Raw genomic sequence first — 15,162 nt, 5'->3', positions numbered from 1 at the left:
AATTTTCCGGATTGGTATTACTTCTAACTCTGGTAGTTAAGCTAAATAGAGCAGAGCACTAATCTGATTGTTTTACTATGTGAAATTCTCTATCGCGTACGTACTTCGCCCTAAGGAGTGAGACTTTATTGCTTGAATACGTAAAGGGTAATTGTCGATTATGTTCGTATTGGTACTCGTTTAGCTGCTATCTAAACCATACCTGATACACGTATCTGGAACCCTGAGACTGACTAAGGAAAAGGTAGGATGCTTAACACTTCAAGCTATCACACTCACTATGCATAAATAGAGATGTTGATTCGAAAGACCATCAAACAAACCTAAATAGCTATCTCGTAGATACAAAAACGCCTAGCGTTTGCTAGGCGTTGATAAATAGTGTCTCTAATACATCGACTACAGTATTTGCTTAAGCACCCTATCGGCTTTCACACGAGTGATCTTACGAATCAACTTCTGAACTTCCATCGGGTAGCTCTCTACCTTGTCTAACTGCTTATAAGTACAGATAAGCTGAGTGTGTTGAAGGATGTTATCCACTTCAGCCTGAAACTTGTCTGTTAGGTGATGGTAGTTATCTTGGATAAAGATACCGTTCTCTAGATCCAACTTCCATGCGCGTGGATTTAGATTATTACCTGTTAGTAGCATGTAGCGCTTATCTACCCAAATGCCCTTTAGGTGGAAGCTATTGGAATCGTGTTGCCAAAGTCGAATTGATAGATTACGGCTAGCAATATGAGCTTCATTCGCTTTAGCGAAACGGCGTAAGTTCAGTTCGTAAAGGTATGGCAAACCACCAATCGTTTTAAACTCTTCTTCTGGTGAGATAAAGAAATCATTCGCTGTCTTATCACCAACAACAATGCTGACCTTTACGCCACGCTTAAGTGCTTTCTTCACTTCTTTAGCTAGGCTAGGTGGGAAGTTGAAGTAAGGTGTGCAGATGAAGATTTCATCTTTAGCTTGAGCGACGAGTTGGTTGATTCCCTGATTCAGACGGTTACGTCTTTTACCGATACCAACCAATGGTGTTACAGCCACTTGCTCTGCTGAAACCTCTTGCCCTTCGAATTGATACTGAGACCTTGCCAATGATGCTCGAAACTGACGAATCGCTGGTTTCAGTTCTTTGGTCGCAGGCTTGTTCTTATCAGCCAGGCCATAAACAGCGCTGTCCGCAACCATCTGTTCGTGTACGTAGGCAAACATTGAGTCAGCAAGAGCTGCATTGTTTAAAACATGGTAACGATCAAAGCGATAGCGGTCATGGTAATTCAGATAGATATTGTTAAGGCTTGCACCGCTGTATATCACGCTATCATCGACGATAAAGCCTTTTAAGTGCAATACGCCAAAGACTTCTTTGCCGCGAACGGGAATGCCATAGACAGGCACAGAATGTTGATATTTCTCTGCGAACTCTTTATACATGGCTGCATTGCCTTCAGAAGACTCTGCGCCAATCAATCCACGCTGCGCCCGGTGCCAATCGACACAAACGCTCACGTCTAATTCTGGATTCTTTTGCTTTGCTTCATATAAGGCAGTTAGGATCTCACGGCCAGCCTCATCATCTTCAAGATACAAAGCGACTAAACTAATACGAGTCGTTGCGCGAGATATTTCATCAAGTAGGCGAGTTCGAAACTCTTGCGCTGATAGTAGTACTTCAAACTTGTCAGGATTCTGCGCTATGGTTGGCAACTGTATGAATGGATTCCTACTGGCAATCATATTGACTGTTTTACCTTAAAAATATGCAAAATTGCGAACCTTTAATTTTACCAAAGGGATAGCACCAAATACTAGATAATCGAGGCATTCTCTAACAATTTTGCTGATAATGCATAGGAATGAGATCTTTTCCGCTATTCGAATAGCGCTCGTATAAAACTCTTAAACCATTTGGTAGATCTTTAGGGTCTACTTGTACGAATTTGTGTCGCGCGTAAAAATTGGTGAGATGAGCGTACGCAAAGCAGTAATCATCTTCCGTAAGCGTATGTTGCGCACAATAATCCATAAGCTGGGAGCCTAATTGCTGACCACGATGTTGTTTTGATATCGCCATACCGGTAAGTAAGCGATTATTTTCTATTGTACGAAAACGCACGACACCGCACAGTTCGTTATTCAGCAATAACGAATAGATCAGTTCACTCTTATTCGCTTTTCCCGTTGGGTAATGTTCTTTATAGAAACGTTTAACTAGGGGAACCTTTACTGGGTCTAATTGAGTAATGATGACATTGTTCATTCAGTCACTGCGCCATTGGTTTATCTGCTGTAGAATGACCGCAGTGTAAGTTAATTGAATATCGCCATGCAATTCCATCTCAATGCTAGTTTAAAAAATGTTCATACTTTTTCCATCGATCAGACGTGTGATGCGTTGGTTGAAGTCACCACTACCGAAGAACTTATTTCGCTTTACAAAGACCCTAAATGGTCAGCTTTGCCTAAGTTAATACTGGGTAAGGGCAGTAATATGCTTTTTACTGAGCACTTCGCTGGCCTGGTCATCGTGAATAAATTAGCCGGGATTGAGCTGGCCGAGACGGACAGTCATCACCTACTGCATGTGAGTGGTGGCGAGGATTGGCCAAGCTTGGTTGAGTGGAGTGTGGATAAAGGGCTGGGTGGTCTAGAAAACCTAGCAATGATACCCGGCTGTTCCGGCTCTGCTCCGATTCAGAATATTGGTGCGTATGGTGTTGAGCTACAAGACGTATGCGAGTATGTCGATATCCTGTGTCTGGATACTTATACAGTTAAGCGATTAAGCAAAGAAGAGTGTCTCTTTGGTTACCGAGATTCTATTTTCAAACACGCTCTCTACGATAAAGCGATTGTTGTTGCGATTGGTTTAACGTTGCCGAAAGAGTGGGAGCCATGCAATCACTATGGCCCGTTAAAAAGCCTAGCAGCCGATACGCTCTCCCCTCGCACTATATTTGATGAAGTGTGTGCTATCCGTTCAAGTAAGCTGCCAGACCCTAGAGTACAAGGGAATGCGGGTAGCTTCTTCAAAAACCCTGTGATCACCAAAGATCATTTTGATCGCTTGTTAGCTCTATATCCAAATATGGTTGGTTATGAGAGTAATGACATGATCAAAGTTGCTGCTGGCTGGCTGATTGATCAATGCCAGTTCAAGGGTGTGACAGAAGGTGGCGCTCAGGTTCACCCCAACCAAGCATTGGTTATTATCAATTATGATGAGGCTTCTGCTGTGGATATCCTTAAGCTTGCAGAGCGAGTGCGCCAGTCCGTTTTGAATAAATTCGATATTCGATTGGAACATGAAGTGCGCTTTATGGGACGAGACTGCGAGACAAACTTGGATAAGGCTTTGGAGTCATTGGCATGAGAGAGCACAGTACCAAGCTTGCACTATTGAGATGTCTTGCTGACGGTGAGTTTCATTCAGGTGAAGACCTAGGTGAAATGATTGGCGTATCACGAGCGGCTATCAGTAAGCACATTAAAGGTATTCAAGAGTGGGGTTTAGATATCTACCGAGTACAAGGCAAGGGTTACAAACTAGCCAGTCGTTTGGATATGCTTGACCAAGACAAATTGTCTGCAGTTAGTCGCGATGCTTCTCTTGAACTCATTCCCATCATAGGTTCTACAAACCAACACCTATTAGAGCGCACTAACACCCTCGAATCGGGTTCTGTCTGTATTGCTGAATATCAAGCTGCGGGTCGTGGACGCCGTGGACGAGAGTGGGTATCACCATTTGGTGCAAACCTCTATCTTTCAATGTATTGGAGACTCGACGCGGGGATGGCTGCCGCAATGGGCTTAAGCCTTGTGGTTGGTGTAGCTGTTGTTGAAGCTTTGGAAGAGATGGGCGTAGAAGGTGTAAAGCTTAAATGGCCGAACGACCTTTACCACAATGACAAGAAGCTTGCAGGTATCTTGGTCGAGCTGTCAGGACAGTCTGGCGGCGCTGCGCATATTGTGATTGGTTTAGGGCTAAACCTATCCATGGATCCAACAACATCAGGTATTGGCCAGCCATGGACTTCCCTTAAAGAAGTGTGTGATGGGAAGGTGCCAGACCGTAACCAGTTAGCGCAGGCTCTGATCAATGCTTGGGATAAGTCACTTGTCGACTACGAGTTGAAAGGAATGTCCAATTTTTTAGAGCGTTGGAACCGCTTGGATAATTTCTTAGGTCGCAATGTTAGATTGATCATTGGACCTAGAGAAATTGAAGGTGTTGTTCAAGGCATCGATGAACAAGGTGCTGTATTGCTCAAAACTGAGAATGGTGTCGAGAGCTATATTGGTGGCGAGATATCGCTAAGAAAAGGCGACTAAGGCGTTACTATTTTCTTAGTAACACTTCTTCAACCATATGATCTGCGCCTTTACGTAGAATCAGGTGAGCCCTTTCTCTTGTCGGAAGGATATTTTGTTCAAGGTTCAAGCCATTAATTGAACTCCAGATACCTTCTGCTTTGTCCAATGCGGCTTGGTTCGATAATTTAGTGTAATGACTAAAGTAAGAGCCAGGCTTAGTAAACGCGCCATCGCGGAATTTCATAAAGCGATTGACGTACCATTCTTTGATTTGTTGGCTATCAGCGTCAACATAGAGTGAGAAATCAAGGAAGTCTGAAATAAACACGCGATGTGGCTCGTGTGGATAATTCATTCCGGTTTGTAAAACATTAAGCCCTTCAATAATAAGCACATCTGGTAGGTCGACGCACTTAACGTCATCAGTAATATTGTACGTAAGATGCGAGTAAACAGGGGCTGTGACATTTCTCTTGCAAGCTTTTACATCCGAAACAAAGTTCACTAAACGCTTGATATCGTAAGATTCAGGAAAGCCCTTTTTGCTCATCAACCCTTTCTCTTCTAACACCTCGTTTGGATATAAAAAGCCATCGGTTGTCACTAGTTCAACTTTTGGGTGGTTTTCCCAGCGAGAGAGTAGGGCTTTAAGCAGACGCGCAGTGGTACTTTTGCCAACAGCTACGCTACCCGCAATACCGATGATAAAAGGTGGCGCTTTCTCTTTCTTATCTAGAAATTGGTGGAGTACCGAGTTTCTATTCTGTCTGGCTGCCACATAGAGGTTCAATAGACGAGATAGCGGTAGATAGATCTCTACTGCCTCTTCCATTGTGAGCTTTTCATTGATGCCTTGAAGCTCTTTTAAGTCGCTCTCAGAAAGTGTCATCGGAACTAAATTCCTTAGCTCAGACCAACGTTCGCGGTCAAATGACATAAATGGGCTCATACAAAACTCTATAGTGGATAACAAAACAAGTGCATGGAAAATACATCAAGCGATAGATAAATAAAATATCTTCCTGTACTAGATGCGGGTTAAAGACGTAAACCTTGAGCTAAATAGCCGTATGTAGGAGTTTGGTCAGAGAATTTTGCACTTTTTTTCAATTTACTATTGCAAGGTGGAAAATCATTCAATAAAATGCGCCCCACTTGTGCCGACTTAGCTCAGTAGGTAGAGCAACTGACTTGTAATCAGTAGGTCACCAGTTCGATTCCGGTAGTCGGCACCACTTTCTCCCTTCCTATAAGGCAAGCGAGAGAAAGCTCAAAATTTGGAGAGGTTCCCGAGTGGCCAAAGGGAGCAGACTGTAAATCTGTTGGCACTGCCTTCGATGGTTCGAATCCGTCCCTCTCCACCATATTCTAAAGGTTAAATAGCTCAAACAGAGTTACGTGTTGCGTGCATCGTATAATGGCTATTACCTCAGCCTTCCAAGCTGATGATGCGGGTTCGATTCCCGCTGCACGCTCCAACTCATTTTGTGTGCTGATATAGCTCAGTCGGTAGAGCGCACCCTTGGTAAGGGTGAGGTCCCCAGTTCGACTCTGGGTATTAGCACCAGTCTAAAGCTTCTTCTCCTTTAATAAAGAAAACCATTTTTTTGGTTGCGTGGTCTTATTTTAAGCCACCTAATCCGTACCTAGAGGGACACCCCATGTCTAAAGAAAAATTTGAACGTACGAAACCGCACGTAAACGTTGGTACTATCGGCCACGTTGACCACGGTAAAACAACTCTAACTGCTGCTATCTGTACTACACTTGCAAAAGTGTACGGCGGTGTTGCTAAAGATTTCGCATCTATCGATAACGCTCCAGAAGAGCGTGAGCGCGGTATCACAATCGCAACTTCTCACGTTGAGTACGACACTCCAGCACGTCACTACGCACACGTAGACTGTCCAGGACACGCGGATTATGTTAAAAACATGATCACTGGTGCTGCACAAATGGACGGCGGTATCCTAGTTGTTGCTGCGACTGACGGCCCTATGCCTCAAACTCGTGAGCACATCCTACTTGGTCGTCAAGTTGGTATCCCTTACATCATCGTATTCATGAACAAATGTGACATGGTAGATGACGAAGAGCTACTTGAGCTAGTTGAGATGGAAGTTCGTGAACTTCTTTCTGAATACGACTTCCCAGGTGATGACCTACCAGTTATCCAAGGTTCTGCACTTGGCGCACTAAACGGCGAGAAGCAGTGGGAAGACAAGATCGTTGAGCTTGCAGAAGCACTAGATTCTTACATTCCTGAGCCAGAGCGTGCAGTTGACCAACCGTTCCTACTACCAATTGAAGATGTATTCTCAATCCAAGGTCGTGGTACTGTTGTAACTGGTCGTATCGAGCGCGGTATCCTACGTGTAGGTGACGAAGTAGAAATCGTTGGTATCAAAGAGACTACTCTTACTACTTGTACTGGTGTTGAAATGTTCCGTAAACTGCTTGACGAAGGTCGTGCAGGCGAGAACGTTGGTGCACTTCTACGTGGTACTAAGCGTGATGACGTTGAACGTGGTCAAGTACTTTCTGCGAAAGGTTCTATCAACCCACACACTAAGTTTGAGTCTGAAGTATACGTACTTTCTAAAGACGAAGGCGGCCGTCACACTCCTTTCTTCAAAGGTTACCGTCCACAGTTCTACTTCCGTACAACTGACGTAACAGGCGATATCACTCTACCAGAAGGCGTAGAAATGGTAATGCCAGGTGACAACGTTCAAATGACTGTTGAGCTAATCGCTCCAATCGCAATGGACGAAGGTCTACGTTTCGCAATCCGCGAAGGTGGCCGTACAGTTGGTGCTGGTGTTGTAGCTAAAATCTTTGCATAAGATTTGACGAACCACTAGTAAAAAGGGCATCATTTGATGCCCTTTTTCTGCGCTAAAAAAAGAGTTGGATGTTTTGACATCGATTTTTGCTCTTAGCAAAGAATTAAACGGTCTTTTTGACTAAAATGACTGTTAGATGTGTTGTTTTGCAACGCAAAGGAATGTGCCCTGCAACAGCGGGGTTATTGTCGTCTATATTTAAGACTTATCACAGGTTGGTTTTATGAAAGCAAACGCTGAAACTCCTGATAGCTCAGGTGCAGCAGATACAATGAAGTGGATTGTCGCTTTTGTTCTGTTGGCTGCTGCTGTTGTGGGTAATTACCTGTATGGTGAATTGTCTGTTGTAATTCGCGCTGCAGGTGTAGTTGTGCTGATTGCTGCCGCACTAGGCGTTGCAGCAACAACAACTAAAGGTAAAGCTGCGATCGATTTTGCAAAAGAATCTCGTATGGAGATTCGTAAAGTTGTTTGGCCTACTCGCCAAGAAACTATGCAAACTACATTGATCGTTTTAGCTGTATGTATTGTTATGTCTCTAGTGCTTTGGGGAATTGACGGCATTATGGTCCGTCTAGTTTCTCTAGCAACTGGGGTGTAGAGGGTTCTGATTCATGAGTGAAGCTCCAAAAAAACGTTGGTATGTAGTTCAAGCCTTTTCTGGCTTTGAAGGTCGTGTTGCACAGTCGCTACGCGAGCATATTAAAATGCACAACATGGAAGAACTATTTGGCGATGTGCTAGTACCTACTGAAGAAGTAGTGGAAATGCGTGCAGGCCAACGCCGTAAAAGTGAACGTAAATTCTTCCCTGGCTACGTATTAGTTCAAATGATCATGAATGATGAATCATGGCACTTAGTACGCAGCATTCCGCGTGTTATGGGCTTCATTGGTGGTACCTCTGATCGTCCTGCACCAATCACTGATAAAGAAGCTGATGCTATCTTGAACCGTCTAGAGAAAGCGAGCGAGTCTCCACGTCCTAAGACAATGTTCGAAGCGGGTGAAGTGGTTCGTGTGAACGATGGTCCATTTGCTGACTTCAACGGTACTGTTGAAGAAGTAGATTACGAGAAAAGCCGCATTAAGGTATCTGTATCGATCTTTGGTCGTGCAACACCGGTTGAGCTTGAATTTGGTCAGGTTGAAAAACTGGACTAAAACTCTAAATTTTGAACAAGCTGTGGATAAATAGTTCATAAGCTGTTTAAAATTAAAGAGTATAAAAAATCACCTTTTTAGGGTTGTTAAAGGCGCGAATTATGATTATAATTTCGCGCCTTTTTGCTTCTGTAGAAGTGAAAAAGAGTTAATTGAATTTATGGGGAGCTCGCCTTGCGGCTAGCGCATGTACCCAAAATATTAGGAAATATCATGGCTAAGAAAGTTGAAGCTTATATCAAACTGCAAGTTGCAGCTGGTATGGCAAACCCAAGTCCACCGGTTGGTCCTGCTCTAGGTCAACACGGCGTGAACATCATGGAATTCTGTAAAGCGTTCAACGCAAAAACAGAATCTGTTGAGAAAGGTCTACCTACTCCAGTAGTTATTACTGTTTACAACGACCGTTCTTTCACGTTCGTAACTAAGACTCCACCTGCTGCTGTTCTTCTTAAGAAAGCTGCTGGCGTTAAGTCTGGTTCAGGTCGTCCAAACACTGAGAAAGTTGGTACTGTTACTGACGCTCAAGTTCAGGAAATCGCAGAAACTAAAGCTGCTGATATGACTGGTGCTGACATCGAAGCAATGAAACGTTCTATTGCTGGTACTGCTCGTTCAATGGGCCTAGTGGTAGAGGGATAAGATCATGGCTAAACTTACTAAGCGTATGCGCGTAATCCGCGACAAAGTTGACTCAACTAAAGAATACGAAATCAGCGAAGCTGTTGCTCTTCTTAAAGAACTAGCGACTGCTAAATTCGTTGAGTCTGTAGATGTTGCTGTTAACCTAGGCATCGATGCTCGTAAATCTGACCAAAACGTTCGTGGCGCAACAGTGCTACCTCACGGTACTGGCCGTGACATCCGCGTTGCTGTTTTCACTCAAGGTGCAAACGCAGAAGCTGCTAAAGCTGCTGGCGCAGATATCGTTGGTATGGAAGATCTTGCTGAGCAAGTGAAAAAAGGCGAAATGAACTTCGACGTAGTTGTTGCTTCTCCAGATGCAATGCGTGTTGTTGGTCAACTAGGTACAATCCTAGGTCCACGCGGCCTTATGCCAAACCCTAAAGTTGGTACTGTAACTCCTAACGTTGCTGAAGCGGTTAAGAACGCTAAAGCTGGTCAGGTTCGTTACCGTAACGACAAGAACGGCATCATCCACACTACTATCGGTAAAGCATCTTTCGAAGCTAGCCAGCTTCAAGAGAACCTAGAAGCACTTCTAGTTGCTCTTAAGAAAGCTAAGCCTTCTTCAGCTAAGGGTTCTTACCTGAAGAAAGTAAGCATCTCTACTACGATGGGTGCTGGTGTTGCTGTTGATCAAGCTAGTCTTGATACTCAAGCAAACTAATTTGCTTAGGCGCAGATTTAGTGTATACTTCTGCGCCTAATATTTGTGGTTGGGTGGTTTTAAAGCAATTTGAAATCATCTATCCCAAGACCGTAGGCGCTGTCGATTTTCATTAGATTATTGATAGCTTAATAAAACCTACGTAGGCGATGTTGTGGTTTGAAGTGGATTTATTCATTTTTAAATAACATCGTAAACGCTCAATACATTTTGTATTGGGTGCTGTAATCACAACCAGAGGTTAATCCAAATGGCTTTAAATCTTCAAGACAAAAAAGCAATTGTTGCTGAAGTCAACGAAGCTGCCAGTGGTGCACTTTCTGCAGTTGTAGCTGATTCTCGTGGCGTTGAAGTTGGCGCAATGACTTCTCTACGTAAACAAGCTCGCGAAGCGGGTGTTTACATGAAAGTTGTTCGTAACACACTAGCACGCCGTGCGGTTCAGGGTACAGACTACGAGTGTCTAGTAGACACTTTCACTGGTCCAACTCTGATCGCGTTCTCTAACGAGCACCCAGGTGCTGCAGCGCGTCTTTTCAAAGACTTCGCTAAAGAGAACAAAGATTTCGAGATCAAAGCTGCTGCATTTGAAGGCGCAGTTACTGATGCTGAAGTACTAGCGACACTACCAACTTACGACGAAGCTATCGCACGCCTAATGATGTGCATGAAAGAAGCTTCTGCTGGCAAGCTGGTTCGTACTATCGCTGCACTACGTGACCAAAAAGAAGAAGCAGCGGCTTAAGCCTTGCTTTTCACTGGTTGCAAATTAAACTTATTGTTGACTTAAAAGAGAATTGTTATGTCTATTACTAACGAGCAAATCCTAGACGCAGTTGCAGAAATGTCTGTAATGCAAGTTGTTGAGCTTATCGAAGCTATGGAAGAGAAATTCGGCGTTTCAGCTGCAGCTGCAGTTGTAGCTGGTGGCGCAGCTGGCGGCGACGCTGCTGCTGAGCAAACTGAATTCGACGTTATCCTAACTGCTGCTGGCGCTAACAAAGTACAAGTTATCAAAGCTGTACGTGGCGCAACTGGCCTAGGTCTTAAAGAAGCTAAAGGTCTTGTAGACTCAGCTCCTGCAGCGCTTAAAGAAGGCGTTGACAAAGCTGAAGCTGAAGCTCTTAAAGCACAGCTAGAAGAAGCTGGCGCTTCTGTTGAAATCAAGTAATTATTACTTAATTTCATAGCCGCAAGGCTAATGGCTGGTGGTTTATTAACCACCGGCCTTTTTGCGCTGTAGGGCTATGACGAAATTTCCGCTGTTTAACCGTCATAATCCGAGCAAAAAAACAGTCATTTTTTCGAAATGATTGTTCACTACCACTAAACAGCTGTTTGTCACCACCCCCTCTGAAGAGTGTTTTGGGTGGTTTGGGTCACTTATCAGCGAGCTGAGGAACCCCATGGTTTACTCTTATACCGAGAAAAAGCGCATCCGTAAGGATTTTGGTACTCGTCCACAAGTTTTGGACATTCCATACCTGTTATCGATCCAGCTTGATTCTTTCGACAAATTCATCGAACAGGATCCAGAAGGTCAATACGGTCTTGAAGCTGCTTTCCGTTCTGTATTTCCAATTCAGAGCTACAACGGCAATTCTGAGCTGCAATACGTTAGCTACCGTCTTGGTGAGCCAGTTTTTGACGTTAAAGAATGTCAAATCCGCGGTGTTACTTACTCAAAGCCACTACGCGTAAAACTACGTCTAGTTATCTTTGATCGAGATGCACCAGCAGGTACTGTAAAAGACATTAAAGAACAAGAAGTCTACATGGGCGAAATTCCGCTTATGACAGACAATGGTACTTTCGTAATTAATGGTACCGAGAGGGTTATCGTATCCCAGCTGCACCGAAGCCCAGGCGTGTTCTTCGACAGTGATAAGGGTAAGACCCACTCATCAGGTAAAGTTCTTTATAACGCACGTGTAATTCCTTACCGTGGCTCATGGTTAGACTTTGAGTTCGATCCTAAGGATAACTTATTCGTACGTATCGACCGTCGTCGTAAGCTACCAGCATCGATTATTCTTCGTGCACTTGGTAAATCGACTGAAGAGATCCTAGATCTGTTCTTCGACAAGGTGAACTTCGAAGTTAAAGACCAAACTCTTCTTATGGAGTTGGTTCCTGATCGTCTACGTGGTGAAACTGCGTCATTCGACATCGAAGCAAACGGAAAAACTTACGTTGAGACTGGTCGTCGTGTTACTGCTCGTCATATCCGTCAACTTGAAAAAGATGGCGTTGAGCACATCGAAGTACCAGTAGAGTACATCGTTGGTAAAGTTGCATCTAAAGATTACATCAATGAAGCAACTGGCGAGATCATCGTTGGCGCGAACCAAGAGATTAGCCTAGAAGCACTTGCTAACCTGTCTCAAGCAGGTCACAAGTCTCTACAAACTCTGTTCACGAATGACCTAGATCACGGTCCATTCATGTCAGACACTCTACGTGCAGATAGCACAGTAGATCGCATCTCTGCATTGGTAGAAATCTACCGCATGATGCGTCCTGGCGAGCCACCAACGAAAGAAGCTGCAGAGTCTCTATTCGAAAGCCTATTCTTCTCTGAAGAACGTTACGACCTATCAACTGTAGGCCGTATGAAGTTCAACAGCTCTATCGAGCGTGAAGAAGAAGAAGAGCGCGGTACTCTGGATGAATCAGACATCATCGAAGTGATGAAGAAACTGATTGGTATCCGTAACGGTATTGGTGAAGTGGACGATATCGACCACCTTGGCAACCGTCGTATCCGTTCTGTAGGTGAAATGGCAGAAAACCAATTCCGTGTTGGTCTAGTTCGTGTAGAACGTGCCGTTAAAGAGCGCCTAAGCCTTGGTGACCTTGATGCAATCATGCCTCAAGATCTTATCAACGCTAAGCCGATCTCTGCTGCAGTTAAAGAATTCTTTGGCTCTTCACAGCTTTCACAGTTCATGGACCAAAACAACCCATTGTCAGAAGTTACGCACAAACGTCGTATCTCTGCTTTAGGTCCTGGTGGTCTTACTCGTGAGCGCGCAGGCTTCGAAGTACGTGACGTTCACGTAACTCACTACGGTCGTCTATGTCCGATCGAAACGCCTGAAGGTCCAAACATCGGTCTAATTAACTCACTATCTGCGTTTGCACGTTGTAACGATTACGGTTTCCTAGAAACTCCGTACCGTCGTGTAGTAGATGGTGTAGTAACAGAAGAAGTTGATTACCTGTCTGCAATCCAGGAAGGTCAATTCGTAATCGCGCAAGCAAACACCATTCTTACTGAAGAAGGTACGTTTGCAGATGAGCTAATCACAGCTCGTCAAAAAGGTGAATCTGGTCTTCACCCACGCGATCACGTTGACTACATGGACGTTGCGACAAACCAAGTAGTATCTATCGCTGCTTCGCTTATCCCGTTCCTAGAACACGATGATGCGAACCGTGCATTGATGGGTGCCAACATGCAACGTCAAGCTGTACCAACACTTAAGGCTGATAAGCCTCTAGTAGGTACTGGTATCGAACGTAACATCGCAGTTGACTCTGGTGTTACAGCGGTTGCTAAACGTGGTGGTCAAGTTCAGTCTGTAGACGCTTCTCGTATCGTAGTTAAGGTTAACGAAGATGAATTGGTACCTGGCGAAGCTGGTATCGATATCTACAACCTAACTAAGTACACGCGTTCGAACCAAAACACATGTATTAACCAACGTCCAACTGTACTTCCTGGTGAACCAGTTGCACGTGGCGATGTTCTTGCTGATGGTCCTTCAACAGACCTTGGTGAACTAGCTCTTGGCCAAAACATGCGTATCGCATTCATGCCTTGGAACGGTTACAACTTCGAAGACTCGATCTTAGTATCTGAGCGCGTAGTTCAAGAAGACCGTTTCACGACAATCCACATCCAAGAACTATCTTGTGTGGCTCGTGATACTAAGCTGGGTTCTGAAGAGATCACAGCTGATATTCCAAACGTAGGTGAGTCTGCTCTGTCTAAACTAGACGAGTCAGGTATCGTTTACATTGGTGCTGAAGTTAAGGGTGGCGACATCCTAGTTGGTAAAGTAACCCCTAAAGGTGAAACTCAACTGACTCCTGAAGAGAAGCTGCTACGTGCTATCTTCGGTGAGAAAGCATCTGATGTTAAAGATACTTCTCTACGTGTACCAAACTCTGTTTCGGGTACTATCATCGATGTACAAGTCTTCACTCGCGATGGCGTAGAGAAAGACAAGCGTGCACTTGAAATCGAACAGATGCAGCTTAAAGAAGCTAAGAAAGACCTAACTGAAGAGTTCCAAATTCTTGAGGGTGGCCTTCTTAACCGTGTTAAAGCTGTACTTCTGTCTGGTGGTTACTCTGAAGCTAAGCTTGATACTATCGGTCGTAAGCAATGGCTAGAGCAAGTTCTAGAAGACGATGCGCTACAAACACAGCTTGAGCAACTTGCTGAGCAGTGGGATGAGCTAAAAGCAGACTTCGATAAGAAGTTTGAAACTAAGCGTCGTAAAATCACTCAAGGTGATGATCTAGCGCCTGGCGTTCTTAAGATTGTTAAAGTTTACCTAGCGGTTAAACGTCGTATCCAGCCTGGTGATAAGATGGCCGGTCGTCACGGTAACAAAGGTGTAATCTCTAAGATTAACCCTGTTGAAGACATGCCATACGATGAGAAAGGTCAGCCTGTAGACATCGTACTTAACCCGCTGGGTGTACCATCGCGTATGAACATCGGTCAGATCCTAGAAGTTCACTTAGGTTTGGCTGCGAAAGGTATCGGTGACAAGATCAACCAAATGGTTAAGGAACAACAAGAACTGCATAAGTTCCGTGAGTTCCTACAGAAGGTTTACGATCTTGGTGATACTCGTCAGAAAGTTGATATTGCTGAACTGTCTGATGATCAAGTTCGTACACTGATCAAGAACCTACGTGGCGGTCTACCGATTGCTACTCCTGTGTTCGACGGTGCTTCTGAGTCTCTAATCAAAGAACTACTTAAACTGGGTGATCTGCCAGAATCTGGTCAGCTTAAACTGTTTGATGGTCGTACTGGTGATTCGTTTGAGCGTCCTGTAACTGTTGGTTACATGTACATGCTGAAACTGAACCACTTGGTTGATGACAAGATGCATGCTCGTTCAACTGGTTCTTACAGCCTAGTAACTCAGCAACCACTTGGTGGTAAAGCTCAGTTCGGTGGTCAGCGTTTCGGTGAGATGGAAGTATGGGCACTAGAAGCATACGGTGCTGCATATACTCTACAAGAAATGCTAACAGTTAAGTCAGATGACGTTAACGGCCGTACTAAGATGTATAAGAACATCGTAGACGGTAACCATAGCATGGAACCTGGTATGCCTGAGTCGTTCAACGTACTGTTGAAAGAGATTCGCTCGCTAGGTATCAACATCGAGCTAGAAGACGAAGAGTAATCCCTCCTTCTTTTTAAAAGAAGATAGGATTATTTGGTAAAAGGGAG

At 44.3% G+C, this 15,162-nt stretch carries 13 protein-coding genes and 4 tRNA genes; 14 read left to right on the top strand and 3 right to left on the bottom strand.

Going from position 1 to position 15,162, the window contains the following annotated elements:
* Nucleotides 1-399: 399 nt before the first annotated feature.
* Complete coding sequence (pssA, locus tag AB4482_RS15985; protein WP_372128642.1) at nt 400-1,740, bottom strand: CDP-diacylglycerol--serine O-phosphatidyltransferase; 1,341 nt, start codon at nt 1,738-1,740, stop codon at nt 400-402.
* Between the two features lie 91 nt (nt 1,741-1,831).
* The gene (locus tag AB4482_RS15980; RefSeq protein ID WP_017059798.1) at nt 1,832-2,263 is read right to left on the bottom strand and encodes a GNAT family N-acetyltransferase; all 432 of its coding nucleotides are present in this window, start codon (nt 2,261-2,263) and stop codon (nt 1,832-1,834) included.
* A 66-nt stretch (nt 2,264-2,329) separates the two neighbouring features.
* Here AB4482_RS15980 and murB point away from each other — a divergent pair, with 66 nt between their 5' ends.
* The gene (murB, locus tag AB4482_RS15975) at nt 2,330-3,376 is read left to right on the top strand and encodes a UDP-N-acetylmuramate dehydrogenase (RefSeq protein ID WP_017059799.1); all 1,047 of its coding nucleotides are present in this window, start codon (nt 2,330-2,332) and stop codon (nt 3,374-3,376) included.
* Nucleotides 3,373-4,338 carry a bifunctional biotin--[acetyl-CoA-carboxylase] ligase/biotin operon repressor BirA gene (gene birA, locus AB4482_RS15970; protein ID WP_017059800.1) on the top strand — a complete coding sequence of 322 codons (966 nt, stop codon included), beginning with the start codon at nt 3,373-3,375 and terminating at the stop codon, nt 4,336-4,338. The genes murB and birA overlap by 4 nt, the downstream gene beginning before the upstream one ends.
* A 7-nt stretch (nt 4,339-4,345) precedes the next feature.
* On the opposite strand, the gene coaA is transcribed toward birA, so the two are convergent.
* Nucleotides 4,346-5,269: a type I pantothenate kinase gene (gene coaA / locus AB4482_RS15965; RefSeq protein ID WP_017066910.1), complete on the bottom strand. Its 924-nt coding sequence runs from the start codon at nt 5,267-5,269 to the stop codon at nt 4,346-4,348.
* 210 nt (nt 5,270-5,479) lie between these two features.
* On the opposite strand from coaA, the gene AB4482_RS15960 reads away from it, so the two are divergent.
* The 12 genes from AB4482_RS15960 (at nt 5,480) to rpoB (ending at nt 15,115) form a co-directional block, all read left to right on the top strand.
* Nucleotides 5,480-5,555, top strand: a tRNA-Thr gene (locus AB4482_RS15960).
* Nucleotides 5,556-5,599: 44 nt separating this feature from the next.
* Nucleotides 5,600-5,684 (top strand) — tRNA-Tyr (locus AB4482_RS15955).
* Nucleotides 5,685-5,723: 39 nt separating this feature from the next.
* Nucleotides 5,724-5,798 (top strand) — tRNA-Gly (locus AB4482_RS15950).
* Nucleotides 5,799-5,811: 13 nt separating this feature from the next.
* Nucleotides 5,812-5,887: transfer RNA gene (locus AB4482_RS15945), tRNA-Thr, on the top strand.
* A 94-nt stretch (nt 5,888-5,981) separates the two neighbouring features.
* A complete protein-coding gene (gene tuf, locus AB4482_RS15940; protein WP_010435158.1) occupies nt 5,982-7,166 on the top strand; it encodes an elongation factor Tu in 1,185 nt (394 codons plus the stop codon).
* A gap of 223 nt (nt 7,167-7,389) precedes the next feature.
* Complete coding sequence (gene secE / locus AB4482_RS15935; RefSeq protein WP_010435558.1) at nt 7,390-7,767, top strand: preprotein translocase subunit SecE; 378 nt, start codon at nt 7,390-7,392, stop codon at nt 7,765-7,767.
* Nucleotides 7,768-7,780: 13 nt separating this feature from the next.
* Nucleotides 7,781-8,329, top strand: coding sequence for a transcription termination/antitermination protein NusG (gene nusG, locus AB4482_RS15930; RefSeq protein WP_010435556.1), 549 nt, complete (start codon nt 7,781-7,783; stop codon nt 8,327-8,329).
* 213 nt (nt 8,330-8,542) lie between these two features.
* Entirely contained in the window at nt 8,543-8,971 is a 429-nt protein-coding gene (rplK, locus tag AB4482_RS15925; protein ID WP_010435555.1) for a 50S ribosomal protein L11, read from the top strand.
* A 4-nt stretch (nt 8,972-8,975) separates the two neighbouring features.
* The gene (gene rplA / locus AB4482_RS15920; protein WP_017060523.1) at nt 8,976-9,680 is read left to right on the top strand and encodes a 50S ribosomal protein L1; all 705 of its coding nucleotides are present in this window, start codon (nt 8,976-8,978) and stop codon (nt 9,678-9,680) included.
* Between the two features lie 250 nt (nt 9,681-9,930).
* Nucleotides 9,931-10,425: a 50S ribosomal protein L10 gene (gene rplJ / locus AB4482_RS15915; RefSeq protein ID WP_017060524.1), complete on the top strand. Its 495-nt coding sequence runs from the start codon at nt 9,931-9,933 to the stop codon at nt 10,423-10,425.
* Nucleotides 10,426-10,482: 57 nt separating this feature from the next.
* The gene (gene rplL / locus AB4482_RS15910) at nt 10,483-10,851 is read left to right on the top strand and encodes a 50S ribosomal protein L7/L12 (RefSeq protein ID WP_017060525.1); all 369 of its coding nucleotides are present in this window, start codon (nt 10,483-10,485) and stop codon (nt 10,849-10,851) included.
* A 235-nt stretch (nt 10,852-11,086) separates the two neighbouring features.
* The gene (gene rpoB / locus AB4482_RS15905) at nt 11,087-15,115 is read left to right on the top strand and encodes a DNA-directed RNA polymerase subunit beta (RefSeq protein ID WP_017065638.1); all 4,029 of its coding nucleotides are present in this window, start codon (nt 11,087-11,089) and stop codon (nt 15,113-15,115) included.
* Nucleotides 15,116-15,162 lie beyond the last annotated feature (47 nt).

Origin of the sequence: Vibrio sp. 10N.222.55.C7, from assembly GCF_041473335.1 — a bacterium.
GTDB lineage: Bacteria > Pseudomonadota > Gammaproteobacteria > Enterobacterales > Vibrionaceae > Vibrio > Vibrio crassostreae_C.
This window is presented reverse-complemented; position numbering and strand designations above follow the sequence as displayed.

Bases quoted from the DNA above. Each gene is read 5' to 3' on its own strand.
- rpoB (WP_017065638.1), top strand. From the start codon at position 11,087: ATGGTTTACTCTTATACCGAGAAAAAGCGCATCCGTAAGGATTTTGGT.
- rplA (WP_017060523.1), top strand. From the start codon at position 8,976: ATGGCTAAACTTACTAAGCGTATGCGCGTAATCCGCGACAAAGTTGAC.
- AB4482_RS15980 (WP_017059798.1), bottom strand. From the start codon at position 2,263: ATGAACAATGTCATCATTACTCAATTAGACCCAGTAAAGGTTCCCCTA.
- coaA (WP_017066910.1), bottom strand. From the start codon at position 5,269: ATGAGCCCATTTATGTCATTTGACCGCGAACGTTGGTCTGAGCTAAGG.
- rplJ (WP_017060524.1), top strand. From the start codon at position 9,931: ATGGCTTTAAATCTTCAAGACAAAAAAGCAATTGTTGCTGAAGTCAAC.
- rplL (WP_017060525.1), top strand. From the start codon at position 10,483: ATGTCTATTACTAACGAGCAAATCCTAGACGCAGTTGCAGAAATGTCT.
- nusG (WP_010435556.1), top strand. From the start codon at position 7,781: ATGAGTGAAGCTCCAAAAAAACGTTGGTATGTAGTTCAAGCCTTTTCT.
- pssA (WP_372128642.1), bottom strand. From the start codon at position 1,740: ATGATTGCCAGTAGGAATCCATTCATACAGTTGCCAACCATAGCGCAG.
- birA (WP_017059800.1), top strand. From the start codon at position 3,373: ATGAGAGAGCACAGTACCAAGCTTGCACTATTGAGATGTCTTGCTGAC.
- tuf (WP_010435158.1), top strand. From the start codon at position 5,982: ATGTCTAAAGAAAAATTTGAACGTACGAAACCGCACGTAAACGTTGGT.
- murB (WP_017059799.1), top strand. From the start codon at position 2,330: ATGCAATTCCATCTCAATGCTAGTTTAAAAAATGTTCATACTTTTTCC.
- secE (WP_010435558.1), top strand. From the start codon at position 7,390: ATGAAAGCAAACGCTGAAACTCCTGATAGCTCAGGTGCAGCAGATACA.
- rplK (WP_010435555.1), top strand. From the start codon at position 8,543: ATGGCTAAGAAAGTTGAAGCTTATATCAAACTGCAAGTTGCAGCTGGT.